General features: G+C 56.9%; 14 protein-coding genes. 7 read left to right on the plus strand and 7 right to left on the minus strand.

What is annotated here, in order from left to right:
• Window positions 1-21: 21 nt before the first annotated feature.
• Window positions 22-675, minus strand: a complete 654-nt coding sequence (locus SH421x_RS17965; protein WP_488851051.1) for an MBL fold metallo-hydrolase — start codon at window positions 673-675, stop codon at window positions 22-24.
• A 259-nt stretch (window positions 676-934) separates the two neighbouring features.
• Here SH421x_RS17965 and SH421x_RS17970 point away from each other — a divergent pair, with 259 nt between their 5' ends.
• On the plus strand, window positions 935-1,819 hold the full coding sequence (locus SH421x_RS17970) for a DUF1571 domain-containing protein (RefSeq protein WP_488851053.1): 885 nt from the start codon (window positions 935-937) through the stop codon (window positions 1,817-1,819).
• 150 nt (window positions 1,820-1,969) lie between these two features.
• Here SH421x_RS17970 and SH421x_RS17975 read toward each other — a convergent pair whose 3' ends face one another.
• From SH421x_RS17975 to SH421x_RS17985, 3 genes are all read right to left on the minus strand, one after another.
• The gene (locus tag SH421x_RS17975; RefSeq protein ID WP_488851056.1) at window positions 1,970-3,394 is read right to left on the minus strand and encodes a LysM peptidoglycan-binding domain-containing protein; all 1,425 of its coding nucleotides are present in this window, start codon (window positions 3,392-3,394) and stop codon (window positions 1,970-1,972) included.
• A 91-nt stretch (window positions 3,395-3,485) separates the two neighbouring features.
• The gene (gene rsmH / locus SH421x_RS17980; RefSeq protein WP_488851058.1) at window positions 3,486-4,364 is read right to left on the minus strand and encodes a 16S rRNA (cytosine(1402)-N(4))-methyltransferase RsmH; all 879 of its coding nucleotides are present in this window, start codon (window positions 4,362-4,364) and stop codon (window positions 3,486-3,488) included.
• Between the two features lie 449 nt (window positions 4,365-4,813).
• Window positions 4,814-5,974, minus strand: a complete 1,161-nt coding sequence (locus tag SH421x_RS17985; protein WP_488851060.1) for a glycosyltransferase — start codon at window positions 5,972-5,974, stop codon at window positions 4,814-4,816.
• Window positions 5,975-6,083: 109 nt separating this feature from the next.
• Here SH421x_RS17985 and queA point away from each other — a divergent pair, with 109 nt between their 5' ends.
• From queA to SH421x_RS18005, 4 genes are all read left to right on the plus strand, one after another.
• Complete coding sequence (gene queA, locus SH421x_RS17990) at window positions 6,084-7,130, plus strand: tRNA preQ1(34) S-adenosylmethionine ribosyltransferase-isomerase QueA (protein ID WP_488851062.1); 1,047 nt, start codon at window positions 6,084-6,086, stop codon at window positions 7,128-7,130.
• 80 nt (window positions 7,131-7,210) lie between these two features.
• Window positions 7,211-7,831: a phosphoesterase gene (locus SH421x_RS17995; RefSeq protein ID WP_488851064.1), complete on the plus strand. Its 621-nt coding sequence runs from the start codon at window positions 7,211-7,213 to the stop codon at window positions 7,829-7,831.
• 42 nt (window positions 7,832-7,873) lie between these two features.
• A complete protein-coding gene (locus SH421x_RS18000; RefSeq protein ID WP_488851066.1) occupies window positions 7,874-9,064 on the plus strand; it encodes a cysteine desulfurase family protein in 1,191 nt (396 codons plus the stop codon).
• A gap of 136 nt (window positions 9,065-9,200) precedes the next feature.
• Complete coding sequence (locus tag SH421x_RS18005; RefSeq protein ID WP_488851068.1) at window positions 9,201-9,536, plus strand: HesB/IscA family protein; 336 nt, start codon at window positions 9,201-9,203, stop codon at window positions 9,534-9,536.
• A 66-nt stretch (window positions 9,537-9,602) separates the two neighbouring features.
• Here the strand turns inward: SH421x_RS18005 and SH421x_RS18010 are convergent, their stop codons facing one another.
• The 3 genes from SH421x_RS18010 to SH421x_RS18020 all read right to left on the minus strand — a co-directional run bounded on the left by SH421x_RS18010 (window position 9,603) and on the right by SH421x_RS18020 (window position 15,677).
• Window positions 9,603-13,502: a flagellin N-terminal helical domain-containing protein gene (locus tag SH421x_RS18010; protein ID WP_488851070.1), complete on the minus strand. Its 3,900-nt coding sequence runs from the start codon at window positions 13,500-13,502 to the stop codon at window positions 9,603-9,605.
• A 530-nt stretch (window positions 13,503-14,032) separates the two neighbouring features.
• Window positions 14,033-14,593, minus strand: coding sequence for a riboflavin biosynthesis intermediates N-glycosidase (ybiA, locus tag SH421x_RS18015; RefSeq protein ID WP_488851072.1), 561 nt, complete (start codon window positions 14,591-14,593; stop codon window positions 14,033-14,035).
• Window positions 14,594-14,699: 106 nt separating this feature from the next.
• Window positions 14,700-15,677, minus strand: a complete 978-nt coding sequence (locus SH421x_RS18020; RefSeq protein ID WP_488851074.1) for a phosphoglycerate dehydrogenase — start codon at window positions 15,675-15,677, stop codon at window positions 14,700-14,702.
• Between the two features lie 174 nt (window positions 15,678-15,851).
• On the opposite strand from SH421x_RS18020, the gene cbiE reads away from it, so the two are divergent.
• Together cbiE and SH421x_RS18030 are read left to right on the plus strand one after the other, a co-directional pair.
• Complete coding sequence (cbiE, locus tag SH421x_RS18025; RefSeq protein WP_488851076.1) at window positions 15,852-17,105, plus strand: precorrin-6y C5,15-methyltransferase (decarboxylating) subunit CbiE; 1,254 nt, start codon at window positions 15,852-15,854, stop codon at window positions 17,103-17,105.
• Window positions 17,106-17,160: 55 nt separating this feature from the next.
• Window positions 17,161-17,898 carry a PIG-L family deacetylase gene (locus SH421x_RS18030; protein WP_488851078.1) on the plus strand — a complete coding sequence of 246 codons (738 nt, stop codon included), beginning with the start codon at window positions 17,161-17,163 and terminating at the stop codon, window positions 17,896-17,898.
• The last annotated feature ends 3 nt before the right edge of the window (window positions 17,899-17,901 follow it).

The following is a 17,901-nucleotide window of genomic DNA, read 5'->3' on the forward strand; positions in this document are numbered from 1 at the left end:
TGGACGATTATTCCTTGACGATTATTCCTTGTAGCCAGCCGGTTTGCCCACAAACGGATTCTCCTCGATTTCTGCGCCGATGGTCGTTTCGGGGCCATGCCCTGGATAGACGACAAAATCGCCTGGCAGCGTAAACAGTTTGTGATGAATCGCGTCGCGTAGATCGCCAAAGTCGCCATCAAAAAAGTCGGTGCGGCCGATGCTGCCAGCAAACAGCACATCGCCACCGAGCACCACTTTGGCCTCGTGGATCACAAAGACAACGTGTCCGACTGAATGTCCCGGCGTATCACGAACTTCCAGCTGGATGCCGGCCAAATCGAGAATGTCTCCTTCGTCCACCAATTGATCGGCGGGGGGGCTGATCAATGCGACTCCAAAAGCGGCCGAAAGATTCTTCTGCGGATCGGTCAATTTATCAGCGTCGCCGCGTCCAATAATTAGCGGCGCGGCGGGGTAACTCTTTTTCAGAGTGGCATTTCCGGCGATATGGTCACTGTGCCCATGCGTGTTCAGGATCGCAATCGGCGTCAGTTCGTGGTCCGACAAATAGTCGAGAATTTTGCCAGGCTCCAACCCTGGATCAACGACCAAACATTCAGAGGCCCCGCTGCGGCGAACAATGTAAGTATTTTCGTCAAACGGCATGCTAATAACAGCTTTGATATCAAGCACCGGGTTTCACTCTCCACAAAGTTAGGCAGTTCAGGTAGAATTTCGCGACTGGATCGGGTAATTATGGATTAGGTAATCCCTACCGGTTCGCACTGATATTGTAATTTTTCCGCTCGGGTAGGGCGATAAGACCGAGAAGCCAGCGAATTGCGGCTGATCTCGGCGAACCAATGCCCCGGTCGTTACGAATCATACGTATTCGAGTCCAATCGCGACGCACGGAAGCCGCGTGACGCAGAAAATTTAGGGAGAAAAGAAGATGGCCGAGCCTACTCTATCGCGACGCCGACTATTATTGGCCGCTCCGGCGCTGACGCTGGGCGTCGCCTCTTTGCTTCGCGGCGAAGAAGGTCGAAACAATCTGAAGGAACCGGTTTACCGCGTTTCTAATAATCCGAACAATAGCCAGCCGGTCGCGTCCCAACATCCGCTAGCGCCGGCGCTAGAAATCGCCAAGCGGGGTCTGGCCAATATTGACCAGAACATCCGCGATTACGAATGCACGCTGGTCAAACGCGAACAGATCAACGGCAAAGTACTTGAACCCGAGTACATGTACGCGAAGATCCGCAACGAACAACAGGACGCCAACGGCAACATCGTCACGCCGTTCAGCGTTTACATGAAGTTTGTTGCGCCGGCCAATATCAAAGGCCGCGAAGTGATGTACGTCAAGGGCCGGAACAACGGCAACCTGATCGCGCACGAAGGGGGCCAACTGCTGAAGTTTGTCACCGTGCCGCTTGATCCCAACGGCATGATGGCGATGCGGAACAACCGCTACCCCATCACCGAAATCGGCATCCGCAACTTGATCGTTCGCCTGATCGAAGTCGCTGAAGAAGACATGAAGTACGGCGAATGCGAAGTGAAGTTCTACAAAGGCGCCGAGATCAACGGCCGGGTCTGCACCGCGATCGAAGTGATCCACCCAACGCCGCGGTCCAACTTCCGCTTCCACAAAGCCCACATCTTTATCGACGATCAACTGCAAGTGCCGATCCGCTACGCCGCGTGGGACTGGCCCAAGCAACCAGGCGCCGAGCCGATGTTGTTTGAAGAATACACCTACATGAACATGAAGCTGAACAACGGCTACACCGACGCCGACTTCGATACGAATAACAAAGCGTACGCGTTCTAGTAGGGACAGCTGAGCTAAGAAACAGACTTAGGCGACCTCCGTTGAGGTCGCCTTTTTTTGTGCGCAGAGGACCGACTCATAAGTTGCAGGATGGGACTAACAAAGGAGGGAAAGGTCTGCTTTTAGCGGGCAAACTCAGGACGAACACTTTTAATCCTGTGGTAAACGCAGCTGCATCCCCGGCTGCATCTGATCGGGAAAGTCGCCAATCACATCACGGTTCAGACGAAACAGTTCGCCCCATCGTGCGGCGTCTCCCAAAGTCTCTTTGGCGATTTTCGCCAAGTCATCGCCGGGCCGCACCACATAGGTGCTAGGGGCAACCGCGGTCGGAGGGATGACCCTCGGCAGATTGGCAAGAGGCTGAGCCTCGGTTCGACTAGAGATCGGCAACGGCTGCGGCGACTGCGTGGGTACGATTCGTTGCCCCGGCACAAAGCTGCCGCTAGAGATCATCTGCTGAACCCAGTTGGGATCAGCTTCTTGAGTGATGCCCTTTTCAGTATCGTTAGCGACTTCTATCGGCGGCGGCAACCGTTGTGGAGTTTGGTCATCGGCGATTACACGTTTTGTTGTGCTCGCATTCTGGGCAGGTACGTAAGTCGTAGGCGACGACGCGCTGGCGGTTGATGCAAACGCGCGGTTCAAACGTGCCTGGGGTTTTGGTGCGGCCGCGCTTGATTTCTGTGGCTCAATTGCGACATCGCTCACTTTCCACGATGGTCGCGTCACTTGCTTTGTCTCTGTTGGCGTGGAAGCTATCACAGTCCCCGGCTGCGGCTTCGCTTCGATCATCGGCGCTGGCTTAATGACTCTGGCCTGAGCAGGCGTTTCGACCAGTTTTTCTAGCGACTTTTCACCGACAAAGCGGAGAGATGGGACCGGATCGTCCGCGGATTTTGGCGTTTCGGCGACTTGCGCCGCGGCAGGTATTTTCGAGGAAAGAACCGCTTCTGACTTCGGCGGTTCTACCTGGGCTGCGGCAGACGAAAATCGAGAAGTCATCGCGCCAATTGCGGCGGAGATGGCCGGCGTCGTCAATTCGGTCGACTTGGCAGAGGAAGCCGATTGGCTCGTAGCTTCGGATGGCGTTGACTCTTCGACTGGCGCTGGTTTCGCTTCTGCTGTCGGTGCAACCGGCGAGAAGCGACTCGAAAAACGCCCCAACGGCGGCGCAGCTTCGACCGGCGTGCTGTCGGCTACCGGCAAGGTTGGTGCTGGGGCAACGTTCGCCGCGACGGGAGAGGAGTCCTGCGCTGCTGCCGAGGCCGCTTCATCGCTCATCGGCGGAATCGCGAAGCGTGACGGAAACGGCACGCCGCGCGCTGCGGCAATCGGCTCTTGATAAACGGCCGTACTGGTTGGTTCGCTGGGCAAAGAGATCACTGGGGCGGTTGCCTCTGCTTGGGTGACCAAAGCAGAGGGCGAAGAAATCGCCGCAGCCGGAATCGTCGGCGCCGAACTCGGAGATTGAGCGACTTGCGCAAGCAACCACATCCGCTTTACAGCGGCGTAGGTGAGTATCGCGGCTAGACAGCCGACGATCGCAAATCCAATCCGAGCTTCCCTGCGCACCTTATTCACTCCTTGCGACCGCCTCCTTTACGGTTGGCAGTCGACGCTAGCTGGAGCCGCGATCTGGCTCAAGCCCAAATTCCTCATCAGCTTATACGCGTCGAGCAACACGCAGCTTGGCGCTGCGACTGCGAGGATTCCGCATGATTTCCTCGTCAGTAGGAATTATCGGCTTTTTGGTCATCGGTTCGAGTCGTTCATCTTCGCGAAATGCTTCTTTTACCCGACGATCTTCTAAAGAGTGGAAACTGATCACAGCGATTTTGCCGCCTGGACGGATGAAATCAGGCGCTGACTTCAGAATGCTCTCCAGCGAGCTGAGCTCTCGATTGACCGCAATTCGTAGGGCTTGAAAGGTGCGTGTCGCCGGATGAATCCGCTCTCTAGCGCCGCGGCCGGGATAACAACTGGTGACAATCTCGGCCAAATCGCTTGCTAGCAGGAACGGTTTTTCTTTTCGTCGCAGACATACTTTTTTCGCGATCCGCCGACTCAGCCGCTCTTCGCCATTTTGATAAATCACGTCGGCCAGGTCTTTTTCAGAGAGAAGATTCACCAGATCGGCGGCGGTGTCTCCTTCGGTCTCGTCAAACCGCAAGTCGAGCGGCCCGTCCGAGTCAAAACTAAACCCCCGGTTGCCATCGGCCAACTGATCGCTGGACAGCCCCAGATCCAACAACAGCCCATCGATCAAGTTGATCTCGAGCTCCTTAAGCACGCCAGGAAGCTCACAGAAGTTCCGCTGGGTCACTTTGATAGGCAGACCACGCAAAGACTGTTCGGCTCTCTCCAATGCCGCCAGGTCGCGATCACAGGCAATCACCAGTCCTTGATCTCCCACACGTTCAGCAATCTGACGCGTATGACCACCGCCTCCCAGCGTTCCGTCTGCAAAGATTTGCCCCGGCTGCGGATCGAGATACGCGATCGTCTCGGCGGGAAGAACAGAAACGTGAACAGTCAAAGTCATGCGTGCAGCGCCAAACAGGGCGAAAAAGGCAAAATGAACAGGCAATTGCCCAACTGCCAGCTTAACGCATCAACGCGTCGAACACATGACCCTAACTGCTTCCTGCGGAGCGGAGGACCGGGGCCGTAAAAAAGAAAAACCTCGCCGCAGGCGCATCCATGCGCCCGGCATCGGCGAGGTTGGCGAAGACGGCCGCTGCACTTGCCGCTTCGCCCACAGTTCGCCAGATCAGGAGGATCCTTCCTCCCAACAAAACGAACGGACGGACGTTCAATTGAGGTCGTTCAATCACGACTTGCCTAAAGGTAATAATCGCTGCGACCCGGTCAACCTGCGTTTCCCGTAAGCATGCCAGCTAGCACGGCGCGATAGCACGCTTAAAGAATGACGCCGCTGGGCGCTACGTCACGAGAGAAATCTTGGAGAAAATTTCAACAACGCCGCGGGGGTCACGCTAGCACGCGATCCAGAGTTCGCGCCGCGCAGCGATAGATCTTTGCATGCCGGCGAACCATTTTGGCGAGCGTAAAATGGGCTTCCACCCTGGCTCGATTCGCTTCACCCAGCTCAACTCGCAATGTCGCATCCGCTGCTAGCATGCTGACGCGCCGAACAAACTCGGCGGCGTCCCCAGCCGGCGACAATTGGGCCTCTTGGTGCGATCCCAATAGCTGGGCGACTCCTTCGACGTCGGTCGCCACCACCGGCAAGCGAGCCGCCATCGCTTCGATCAATGCGTTTGGCATTCCTTCCCAGCGCGACGACAGCAAAAAGAGATCGGCGTCCGTCAAAAGCTGTGGGACATCCGCGCGACGTCCCAAAAACTGGACGCGATCGACCAGATGCAGTTGTCGCGTCTGCGCTTTCAAAGCTGCTTCTTGCGGGCCGGCGCCAATGATTTGCAGCTCCCAATCATCGGCTGCTAGCAGCAAATCACGCATCGTTTCAAGCAGCCAATCGAAACCTTTCTGCGAATCCAAGCGCCCTACGGCGATCATCCGCTTCCGCCCGTCTACCTGCTTTAGTCCGACTGCTTGCACCGTCTGTTCGTCAAAATCGGCTAAGTCAATTCCGTTGGGCGTCACCACTGCACGAACCCGTAAGACAGAGGCCGCAAACTCTTTCAGCCGGCGACTGACGGCCAACGTGAGATCGGCTTTTTGGCCATAGTAACTTTGCAGCCAACGTCTCCAAGAACCTTGTTCGACGACACGCAGCCCGTGAATCAGTTTCGCTTTGCGGTTTCGCGGATTGCCCAGCGCCATGCTCGCGGCGATATTGGCATGAAAGAGAAAGCTGTGAACCACCTGCGGATCCAAACGATGCAGCGCCCGCGCCAGCCGGCGAACGGCGATCGGCAAACGCCATTTGGTGTCGCATTGCAGAAACAGAACGCGGATCCCCTGCTCTTCTAACTGACGCACCAACACATCACGTCCTGGGGCAGGTCGCGATGCCAGCGAAATTACCGATACATGAAATTCAGAGCGATCGAGCCGAGTCGCCAAATTAGCGACACAGCGCTCGGCGCCGCCGACCTCCAGCTCGGTGATCACCAGAACCACTCGGATCAGATCTGATGCTTGGATCGATTTTTTTTCAGGCGTCACAGGCACTCTTCTGGCGGCCTCGGGTAGAAGAAAACGGCACTTCCCTACTATATTAAAAATGCGTCGCATGCGAACTGTTCGACGCTCATGCCTTTAGAGCCCCCGCCGTATGACCAGTATCGAACAATACGACTATAAACTACCGAAAGAATTGATCGCGCAGGAGCCTCTGGAGAAAAGAGCGGATGCGCGGCTGTTGGTCGTAGATCGCAAATCGGGCGAGCTCGAGCACCGCTATATTCGCGATTTACCCGAAATTTTGCAGCCCTCGGACCATTTGGTTCTGAATAACACCAAGGTCGTGCCGGCCCGGCTGGTTGGTCGCCGCACACTGACCGGCGGTCGCTGGCAAGGGTTGTATCTAGAGTCCGACATTAACGGACATTGGCTCGTCTTGGCCAAAACACGCGGCAAAATCACGGCCGGCGAGATGGTCACGCTGGAAGATCGCGAGACCAAAGAGGATATCTCGTTGCGGCTGGTCGCCAGTCTGGGCGCCGGAATGTGGGCGGTGGAGCCTGAATCGAGCCAGTCGACGCTTGAAATTCTTGAGCGCGTGGGCCGCGTTCCCCTGCCGCACTACATTCGCGAAGGGGAAATGATGCCGGATGACTGGAAGCGGTATCAAACCGTCTTCGCCGAGCAACCCGGCGCCGTCGCCGCTCCGACCGCGGGACTTCATTTTTCGGCAGAACTGCTGAAAAAGCTGACTGACAAAGACCTGCTGATTGACTATGTCACGCTGCATGTCGGCATCGGGACGTTTCGCCCGGTCTCGGTCAATCAACTGGACGAGCACATTATGCACAAAGAATGGGGCGAAATTCGCGAAACAGCGGTCGATAACATCCTCGCAACCAAAGCCGCCGGAGGCCGCGCGATCGCCGTTGGCACCACTGTGGCGCGGGTCCTAGAAACGGCTTCGCGGTCCGGCCAATTGCAGCCGTGGCGCGGTCAAACCGATCTGTTTATCCGCCCTCCCTTTGAGTTTCACGCCGTCGACGCGCTGCTGACCAATTTTCATCTCCCCAAGTCAACGCTGCTGATCTTGGTGCGAACCTTTGGTGGGGAAGAACTGATGCGTGAAGCTTACGCCGAAGCCATTCGCGAAGAGTACCGCTTCTACAGCTACGGCGACGCGATGCTAATCCTGTAACCGGGTCGAAAGCAGGCCAGAAAAGCGGTATACTCTGCTAGCAGTCTGAGACCGCGTTCCAATCATCGCAAGGAGTCGCTATGAGCATCGCCCAAGTCGAACATATTCTGGTAGTTCCCACCCAGGAATTCCGCAATTTGGGCTATTTCCAAGGCTTCTCCCCCGATGCTGCCCGTTACCTAGAACATTTGCTGCAGCCGGCGTTAATCAGCTTCCGACCTCGCCCAGAGATGGAAGAAGACCCCAGCTTCAAGCAGTTGATCCCCTATGTAATCTTTGAGTACGTCGACGCCGACGGCGAGCCGTGGGTCTTTCAGTACGTCCGCGGCAAAGGGCAAGGCGAAACCCGCCTGCACAGCAAGCGCAGCGTCGGCATCGGCGGGCATATCTCTAGCGAAGACGCCGCCGACCATCTCACCGGCAATCCCTACGAAGAAGGGATGCGCCGCGAACTGGATGAAGAAGTTGAGATCGGCTGCGAATACGAGATCGAGTGCGTCGGCCTGATCAACGACGACCACAACCCGGTCGGCCAGGTTCACCTGGGCGTCGTCCATCGCTGCCGCGTAGCTCAGCCGGCCGTCCGTCCGCGCGAAAGCGAAATCATAGAAGCCGGTTTCATCCCGGTGTCGCAACTACTGACCGAGCTCGATCGCTGTGAAACTTGGTCGAGCATTTGTCTTGAGGCGCTGTACGGTTAGCATAAAGCGGATACCCAATCCGCTACATTTGCGAGTCACCCTTTGACCGCTCGACCGATCTATCTCGACAATCACGCAACAACGCGCGTGGATCCGCGCGTTTTGGCGGCGATGACTCCGTATTTTCTAGAAGAATACGGGAACGCCGGCAGCATCGGTCACCTGTTTGGCGAAGCGGCCCGCGACGCCGTAGAGGAATCACGCAACTCTATCGCATCCGCCGTCGGCGCCCAGGCGAACGAGATTGTCTTCACCAGCGGAGCAACCGAAAGCAACAACCTGGCGATCCGCGGCATCCTGCAACAACGCCGCCGCCGCGGCGACCATGTCATTAGCGTCACGACCGAACACAAAGCGGTCCTGGATCCGTTGGCCAAATGGGCGCGAAGCGGTTTTGAAGTCGCCCTGCTCTCGCCTCACCAACAAGGTTCAGCCCACGCCGGCCAGATCAATCCGCAACAAGTCGCCGACGCGATCTGTGATGACACCGCGCTGGTCAGCGTCATGGCGGCCAACAACGAGATCGGCGTCCTCCATCCACTGACCGAGATCGGCCGCATCTGCCAAGAGCGCGGCGTGCCGTTCCACTGCGATGCTACCCAGGCAGTCGGCAAGATCGATCTCGACGTCGATACTCTGGGCATCGATCTGGCCAGCTTTACCGCCCACAAGTTCTATGGCCCCAAAGGGTGCGGAGCCCTTTACGTTCGTAAACAGGGGAAACGAATCCGGCTAGAGCCCCAGATTGACGGCGGCGGGCAAGAGCGCGGAGTCCGCAGCGGCACGCTAAATGTCCCCGGCATTGTCGGCATGGCCAGCGCCTTGAGCTTTTGTCTGGCCGAGTTTGCGACCGAAATCCCGCGTCAGGCCAGACTTCGCGATCAGCTGCTCGCCCAGCTTCAAGCGGCGATCGACGGGGTGACGCTCAACGGCCCGGCATGTACCGCTGACCTGCGATTGGCCGGCAATTTGAATGTTTCTTTCGCCGGCGTCGACGGCGAAGCGTTAATGATGAACGTCCGCCAAATCGCCGTATCTTCTGGCAGTGCTTGTACTTCGGCCAATCCCGAGCCAAGCCATGTCCTGCAAGCGATCGGTCTTTCTGAGGATGCAACACGCAGCAGTCTGCGATTTGGACTTGGACGATTCACCAGCTCTGACGATATTGAGTTCGCCGTGACCCACGTTGCGGCGGCAGTCACACGACTGCGGAAATTGGGCCAATCCGGCTGATTTGTCATAAAACAAAAGTGGGGAAGCCGCGAAAACGGGGCTCCGGACTTTCTTTCTTGTACCTTTTCGTATAATTTAGACATCACAATATGTGAAAAACTTATTTCCCCAAAACAGTTTGAGGAGCAGAATATCGATGGCGGTTGAAGTTACTGAAAATGCGGCCAACGAAGTCAAACGCATCATCTCCGATTCGAAGCAAGATCCAGGCAGCACCATGCTGCGTCTTGGCATCACCGGCGGTGGTTGCAGCGGATTCTCGTACAGCATCACGCTGTCGCAAGAATACGATGACGAAAAAGACAGCAAGTACGATTTCCACGGACTGCCGGTCGTCGTCGACAAGAAGAGCCTCCTGTACCTGGATGGCACCACCGTCGACTTCTATTCGGGTCTTGATCGTCACGGCTTCACGTTCAACAACCCGAACGCCGCCAAGACCTGCGGCTGCGGCAGCTCGTTCCAAGCGTAGTTTGCTCAGCTTGTTCCAATCAAAAAAAAGCCGCGACGTTTGTCGCGGCTTTTTTTATGCGCTAGGTTATCGGAGTAGGCTCAGCACGTTTTGCGGGTTCTGTTTGGCGATGCCCAACACTGACGTACCTGACTGAACGAGAATCTGAGCTCGCGTCAATTTGGCCGATTCGGCAGCGAAGTCCGCGTCACGAATCGAGCTTTCGGCTTCGGTCAGATTGGCCAGCGTGTCGTTCAACGAATAGATGTTTGAATCCAAGGTCGTCTTTTGGAAGGCGCCCAGGCGGCCGCGAAGCGAGGTCACGACCGAGATGACCTCGTCCACAATTTTGGCGGCTCCGCCCACGTCCGCCGCAAGGCTCTTGGCGCCGCCCGATCGAATCTCAAACAATCGTCCGCTGACGCCGCCTAAGGTCGACGTGTTAACGCTTTGGATACCGAGCCGAGCTTGCTGGTTGCTGACCACGTCCGGGCCCAGTTGGAACAAGGCGCCGCCGCCGACAATAGCAAAGTCGAATGTCGAGTCGTCGGTGACGTCTTCGCCCAGCGAGAAGCTCAGGTCGAGCGAAGAAGTATTGATGGCGGCCTTCAAACCATCGCCAATCGCTTGAATACCGTTGATCCGAACATCGACGTCAGTCCCCGAGACGCGATCGACGTTGGTATTGCCGCTCTGATCGGTCAGGCTGAAAGTACCGCTGAGGGCCTTCACGCTGACAAAGGCATCCGAACCGAAATTGGTCGCCCGAAATGTGAGGCCCGTATTCTCAAGGTCCTCATTATCGAGCAATGCCGCTCCGTCGGTCGAACCGGTGTCAATGACTCCGCCGGTAAGCGTGCCGGTGTCGTCGGTTGTTATCGCTCCAGCGCCGGTGCCGCCGGCTGTTGCACTAAATAGCAGCGACAGACTAGCGTCGTAGTTTCCGGCGCTCGAGTCGAAGATGTCTTTGATATCGGCGGCGGTGGAGACCCCTTCCTGAATGAAGAAGGTCAGCGTTTTCGTCGCCGCATCGTATTCGCCCCGTTCATCCACACCCGCCGTAACCGTGGCGTCATTCACGAACTGAACGGTGACATCATCGTAATCGGCGCCCGAATTGATGGCCGTGAAGGTCACTTGGGCGTTGGCGCCGTTCACGGCAAAGGTTGTGCCTGCAGCCTGGGCATTTTCTAGTTGGGTTCCGCTTGTCGCGAACGAGATATCGTCGGTTGTGATAGACAGCTTACCGCTGCCATCGCTGCCGCTCACGTTGGTGACGCTGATACCGCGATCTTGCAAGTAAGTCAGGGCAGTCGCTGCTTGAGTCGGATCCGAGATGAACTCGCTGGGATCATCAAAGAAGGCGATCAAGTCATTGGCCGTCGTTTTGATATTACCGTCGACGTCGGTTTCCAGGTTGACGATTAGTGTACCTTCGCTGACCAGACCTCCGGTTGTCGTGATCGAGGAGGGCAAGTCGGCAATCGTCACCGCATCGGTTCCGTCACTGGAGCCAAAATTCTCCGCTTTGAAGAATTCGCTGACGTATTCGTCGTTGTTGATCGAGTCGAGGATGTTTGCGGCAGTGGAAACACCGTCCTGAATGTGCAGGACGAGCGTTTTGGCTTCTTTGTCGAGTACGGCGAATTCATCACCGCCGCCGGACAGGGCATTGTCGTCCACGAAGCTGATCGTGTAACCGTCGAAGTCGGTCCCCTTCAGCTTGCTGGTGATCGAGAAAGTGCCGTTCGCGTCCGCATTTTGGATGATCGCTTGGGACAGACCCTCGACACGCGGATCGGTCGTCGTGTCGATGCTCAATCCGCTATTGGGGCTGGAAACAAACCGAATGTTTGGCGAATCGTCCGGCGCTAGAAACTGCAGACTTGTATTCTTCTCTTCGACGCCGCTATAGGCGAAGTTGGTGAACGCGGTGACCGTGTCGTGTCCATCGTTGCCGACGGCGAGCGAAGCGGTAACCTTGTCGTTGCCAGTGGCTGCATTAATCGCAGCGATGACGTCATTCGCGGTGGCGATGATCTCGCCCCCTTTCACGCCGCCGGAAGCGGTTGCCCCGTAGTGTCCCGTGTACGAGACAATGCCAGCGCCGCCGCCATAGCCGGTCGTTTCGATGACCGCCGCCGTGAACAATTCGGTGACCTTTTGGCGATTGCCTCCAAAAAACAACTCGCTGCCGGTGAGGTCGGATGTCTGGACGGCGCCGGTGCCGTCACTGCCTAAAGCAGCGCGGGCGTCAAACAGACCGGTCGCGTCAATCGCTGTAATGACCTGGTTGGCGGTGGACGTGTTGTCTTGAATCTGCACCGTCAGCGTTTTGGCGTCTGCATCGTAGGTCGCCGTTTCGTTACCGGCCGTAACGCCGGCCGACGTCGAATAGATGAGCTGCACACCGTCGATATCAGATCCGCCCGACAGAGCGCGAACATGAATTTGCGCGTCGGCATTACCCCCTTGAGTATAGACCGAAGCTTCCGAACGGGCTGGCGCCGTACCGCCGCTGAAGGTCGAGCTTCCTGGGATGTACGAAGTTTGCACTGCAGCCGCGCCGGTGCCTGCGCCCGTATATTCCGCGTTGAAGAGGTCTCCGTATTGTGCATTGATCGCATCACGAATTTCCGTACCGGTCGTGACGTTGTCGTCGATCTGGATCACCAGTTTGTTGTTCGTTTCGTCAAACGCAACGATTGCCCCCCCGGTAAGGGAAGCGTTGTCAACATACTCGATGCCGACTCCGTTGCTTTGGTCTCCGAGCAGCTTCGAGGTGATGGTCAGCGAAGCGTTTGCAGGGCCGCCCGTGACGAAGCTCGCTGCCGTCCGTTCGGTAGCATTGTTGATCGCCGCAACAATCGCATCCGCATTGGAATTGGCATTCTTGCGGATGATCAACTTATTGTCAGACGCGTAGTACGCAGCCGATTCATCCCCTAATTCGGCGCTGTTGTCGAAAAGGATCTTCAAGCCATTGTAGTCTTCGCCCGCTTCATTGGCGGTGATAGAGAAGGCGTTGTTGTCCCCCGCCGTGTCGACCAGCAATGTCGCCGGTTCATAATCCGAGACCCCCAACGTCACTTCCAGCTTGCCCGGTTCAGCACCAACCGGCGCGGTATACGAGGCCGTTGTGGCGGTGGAAGTTCCGACGCTGTACTTGATACGAACATCGCCCGGATCGAATCCCGCTTCGTTGGCGGTGAGGACGATGTCGTTGTCCGTACCATAACTGCTGACGGTCAATGTACCCTTGGTCGCGGCCGTTTCCACCACTGCTTCGACGCCGGTAGCGTCCGAGACCAAATTGACGGCCGATGCGATTTCTTCGATCGTTGACCCTTTGGCGAAGTTGAACGCTTCGGTGCCGTTGGCGCCCCCGACTTCCAGTACCAGGTCGTCCGCTACAGCGCCAAAACCATAGCTCAGCTCGCCGCGCGTCGCCTGCTTGACTACATTGACATTCACGCCGATCGAGCTTTGCGCACCGAAGTTGGCTTGATCGATTCGCAGACCTTGAATACCGGAAGTGTTGACGTCTTGCGTAATGAAGTCCAAATTGCCATCAAGCAGACGTTTTCCCTGGAACGACGTGACCTGAGCAATCCGATCAATCGCTTCGAGCGAAGAGTCAATCTGCAGCTGATTCGCCGCGATTTGATCGTCGCTCAGTGCGCCCGTATTTGCCGCTTCCGAGATTAGTCCCCGAATGTCGTTCAGCAGCGAGCTGACCTGCCCCAAGGCGCTGTCGGCCGTCGAGATCAGTTGATTGGCGCGTTCGCTGTTGGTAATTGCTTTTTCGACGCTGGTAATGTCGCTGCGCAGAGCTTCGCTGGCGATCAAACCGGCCGGATCATCTTTGCCGCTATTAATGCGAAGACCAGTACTGAGACGCGTCAGCGTCGTATTCAGGTCAGCATTCGATCGGCCCAAGTTCTTTTGCGCAACAAGAGAACTAACGTTGGTATTGATGCGCGTCATGTATCAAAGCTCTCACTAAATCGATTTTATATTGTGTTCGCAGGCTTTACCTCTTACAGATGGAAAACGCGCAACGACTTCGCGTTCTCCGGCCTCTGACCATCCTTGGTACTTTACAAATCCAGATCGACAATATGGCCGTGGTGCCTTAGGCAAATTGGATACGTCGACAAATGTTTGCGCACGAACCGCAAAACACCGGTTCGGTTGGGGGGATCTTCAAAATTTACCGGCGACTCATTCAGAAAAAATAAGAATGCCTGCGCGGACTTGCTCAAGATCGAATCGAACGCGGCCCAACAACCCTACTCAAGAATGGGTGCGTTCATCTTAGGGCAATCCGTATAAATAGCCGGATCCCTTTTTTTTCTCTTGGGAAGTGTGCCGCGACCTTCTACCAATCAACTTTCACCATTGATCATGTTCTTTGCCCTAGAATCGCATTGGACGGGCGTCCCATTGGCAAGTCTTGCAGCACGAAAAGGTGAGACCATGGCGACGCGGATCAGGATTGCCTAAAGCAATGTTCTCTACCGCTGCAACTTTGCGCGTACATCCATCAGCACAAAACCAAGCAGGTTTTGCCCGCGCCACTTCAGTGGGTTACACGCATTCTCATTCGCGGCGCCCATGCCGATTCCCCAAATTTGATCGCGCGGCGCCGCTTCGACAAGCACCGTGTCGCCGGTATCGAGCAGCACCTGCTTCATCGCTTCGTGCTGGGTGAATTTGTGAATGTTGCCCACAGTCACAATCGCACGGCAATTTGCTTTCCAAACGGCGTCATCAAAGTTAGCGACCTTGCGTCCCAGGGCCTTGGCTTCTTTTGGATCTGCGGCAGCGATGATCTGGGGCAGGACTTCGGCATCACCAAACAGCTTCGCTTTGCCCGCCATCATCCAATGTTCGGCCGTAGAATACGTTATGCCTTCTACGGTGAACGGCGCAGCGAACCACTGGCTAAAGCAGGATCGAGTCATCACGCCATCTTTGCTGGTCTGATGCCCCCAGAAGTGAACGTACTCAAACGACTCGCCGGCGGTGCAGCGCTCGCGGAGTTTGGGGAGATCGAGATTGGTTAAATCGTGCATAGTTTATCAATCCTGTGGGGGCCTCATCGCAACAAAGTGGGCTCTTCAAAAACTGGAAGTCAAGGCCCAATCGACTGCCCCATTTAAACCTCTTCCCCGCGCGTCCTTACCACTTCCACCCACGCAACTCCCCTCCGTTCACCATAGTTTCTGTCGGCCATCGCCCCTCATACAGATCGACAATATTCTGGGCCGCCATGTTCGACATATCCAAGAGCGATTGCTCATCCAGTCCGGCCATATGAGCGGTGAAGTAAATGTTATCGACTTCTAGCAGCGGATTATCTGCGTTGATTGGCTCTTGTTCGAAGACGTCGAGCGCTGCTCCGCGCAACTTGCCTGCTTGCATCGCCGCGGCCAGTTCCGCTTCGTTGATCAATCCGCCGCGTGAGGTGTTGATCAGCATCGCGTTGTCTTTCATAAGAGACAGGGTTTGTTGGTTGATGATTTGTGCGGTCTCCGGCGTGCAGGGAGCATGCAGACTCACCACATCGCTGCGGCGCCAAATCTGGTCAAGCTCGACTCGCTCGACTTCACTTGGTCCGCCCGCCGGCGCGATCGGGTCGTAGGCGATTACGTGCATGCCGAGCAAGCTCGCGGCTTTCGCGACTTCTTTTCCGATCACGCCGTAGCCGATGAGCCCTAGCGTTTTGCCCAGTGCTCGGGGTCCGACCGTGCGATCCCAATTCCCGGCGCGGACTTGGGCGTTTTGTTGGATGACGTTGCGGTACATGGCCAGGATCATGCCGATCGTATGCTCAACGACCGACTGGTGCAGGACGCCCGGCGTGCGGCAGACCATAATGTTACGCTGCGTTGCCGCCGCCACATCGACCGAGTCATATCCGACCCCGGTTCGCGAGAGGACCCTAACCTTGGTCCGGCGTAGCACTTCTGGCGTGTAAGGCTCGGTGCTGCAAATCACGGCGTCGGCGCCTTCCAGCGCCTCAACCAGACAATCGCTGTCCCATAACGACTTGGACAAGTCGGCAAAGCGGATCTCAAACCCGGCCGCGCGCAACCGCTGGTAATACGGCCAGTCGGTCGTCAGGTAATGCGACGCGGTCACGACGATCGTAGGCATATCGGGGCTGGCTCGGGGGGATGGGAAGCGGAGAGCAGAGGTTCATATCCGCCAAGCTACCGGTTCTAACGCCAAAACTTCTCCCAATCAATCCTTGGCGCCAGCTTTCGGCATCGCCGCCGATCTCTTAAAATCGGTGGATTCTCTTCGAACCCCAATCGACGCGAGGGCGGCGTGAACTCAGCGGCCAAGATTCAGATTATCGGCATCGGCGACGATGGTTTTGACGGACTCACCGCTCAGGCGACCCAGCGCATCGGCGCGGCCGACCTGATTATCGGCAGTCCGCAAGTGCTGGACTATGTCGATTCGGTCAAAGCCGAAAAACTACCGGTCGGCGCCGACCTGAACGCGATTGTCGAGCGGGTCAAACGCTCGACCGGCAAAAACATTGTCGTTCTGACCAGCGGCGATCCGCTCTTTTACGGAGTCGCCCGTTATCTGTGCGACGAGATCGGCAAAGAGCACTTTGAGGTGTTGCCGCACGTCAGCAGCATGCAGCTGGCCTTTGCCCGCGTCAAAGAAAGCTGGGACGAAGCCTATCTGGCCAACCTGGCGACGCAATCGCTAGAGCGCGTCGTGCAAAACGCGCGGCTCTCTGAAAAAGTCGGCCTGTTCACCACCGATCAGCATACGCCGGCGGCAATTGCCAAAGCGCTGCTCTCCCAAAAGCTCGATTACTTTTCAGCCTATGTCTGCGAAAACCTCGGTTCGCCCAACGAACGCGTCACGCAAGGCGAGCTGGCCGAAATCGCCGAGCAGCAATTTGGCTTGCTTAACGTGATGATCCTGATTCGCAAGCCCGGTGTTCCCGATCGTCCGATCGCACTGGTCGGCAAGCGACTCTTTGGCAACCCGGACGAAGTCTTCCTACAATCGAAGCCGAAGCGCGGGCTGCTCACCTCGGCCGAGACACGCGCGATCGCGCTCTCGCAATTGGATCTAGGCCCGACCAGCATCGTTTGGGACGTGGGCGCCGGCAGCGGATCGGTCTCGATCGAAGCGGCGATGATCGCCTCGGCAGGCGCCGTCTACGCGATTGAAATGGATCCCGAAGATCACGGCGTGATCAAGTCAAACGCCGATTCGTTTGGGGTCACCAACCTAACCCCGATCTTGGGCAAAGCGCCAGAAGCCTGGGAAGACCTGCCCGACCCGGACAGCATCTTCATCGGCGGCGCTGGTCGTCATGTCCGCGGCATTACGGAGCCGGCCTATGCTCGGCTGAAACCGGGCGGGCGGATCGTGCTGAACATCGGCAGCATCGAAAACCTGCATGAAGTGCACGAGTTGCTGCAACGGTTGGCAGGCGAAGCTCGCGCGACGATGATCAACATCGCCCACAGCACCTACCAGCTGGAACGGCATCGATTTGAGTCGCTCAACCCGACCTTCCTGATCACCGCGATCAAACCGCTGAAGTCGTAACCAACGACTTCAGACAATCGATGCCCGCTGACTTAGCTTCAGGAGCCGCAACCGCGTGACGATCCTCGACAACTTTCCACAGCTTGACGTGATCGCCGTCGGCGCACATCCCGACGATGTCGAAATTGCCTGCGGGGGAACTTTGGCCAAGCTATGCCAGCAAGGTTATAAGGTCGGTATCATTGACCTAACCGACGGCGAGCCGACGCCCCGCTCGCCGGGTCCCGAGGTTCGCCTGGCCGAAGCCCAAGCCGCGGCGCAAGTGTTGGGCATCGACGTCCGCGTCACGCTAGAGCTTCCGAATCGCCGGCTGTTTGACTGCTTTGAATCGCGCGTCGCGCTGGCCAAAGAGTTTCGCAAGTATCGCCCCAAAGTGGTGCTGGGCTTTGGCGGCAAGACGCCGCTTGCTTCGCCTGACCATTGGCAAGCGATGCAGATCACCGATGCGGCGACGTTTTACTCTCGTCTGACCAAATGGGATGACCACTTCGATGGGCTGCCGGTCCACACGATCGCCAAGCAGCTTTACTATCGGCTAGTCTTCGAGCCGATGGAGCATCCCGAAGCGCCTGGTTCGTTCGTTGTCGACATCAGCGACACGCTCGAAACCAAGATCAACAGCGTCCGCTGCTATGCCACGCAGTTTCCGCCTGAAAAAGATTACGTCTTCGACCGCGTCCGCGGCGCCGCCTCGTTCATTGGTTCGCAAGCCGGCTTTCTGAGCGGCGAGTTGTTTCACACCACGCGCATGATCGGAACCAACGATCTGGTGAAGTTTTTATTCCCCCAGTAGTAA

This window comes from Blastopirellula sp. SH421 (genome assembly GCF_057808535.1).

Coding starts and splice junctions, on each gene's coding strand:
- SH421x_RS17970 (WP_488851053.1), top strand. CDS start 935: ATGGCCGAGCCTACTCTATCGCGACGCCGACTATTATTGGCCGCTCCG.
- rsmH (WP_488851058.1), bottom strand. CDS start 4,364: ATGACTTTGACTGTTCACGTTTCTGTTCTTCCCGCCGAGACGATCGCG.
- queA (WP_488851062.1), top strand. CDS start 6,084: ATGACCAGTATCGAACAATACGACTATAAACTACCGAAAGAATTGATC.
- SH421x_RS17995 (WP_488851064.1), top strand. CDS start 7,211: ATGAGCATCGCCCAAGTCGAACATATTCTGGTAGTTCCCACCCAGGAA.
- SH421x_RS18005 (WP_488851068.1), top strand. CDS start 9,201: ATGGCGGTTGAAGTTACTGAAAATGCGGCCAACGAAGTCAAACGCATC.
- SH421x_RS18010 (WP_488851070.1), bottom strand. CDS start 13,502: ATGACGCGCATCAATACCAACGTTAGTTCTCTTGTTGCGCAAAAGAAC.
- ybiA (WP_488851072.1), bottom strand. CDS start 14,593: ATGCACGATTTAACCAATCTCGATCTCCCCAAACTCCGCGAGCGCTGC.
- SH421x_RS18020 (WP_488851074.1), bottom strand. CDS start 15,677: ATGCCTACGATCGTCGTGACCGCGTCGCATTACCTGACGACCGACTGG.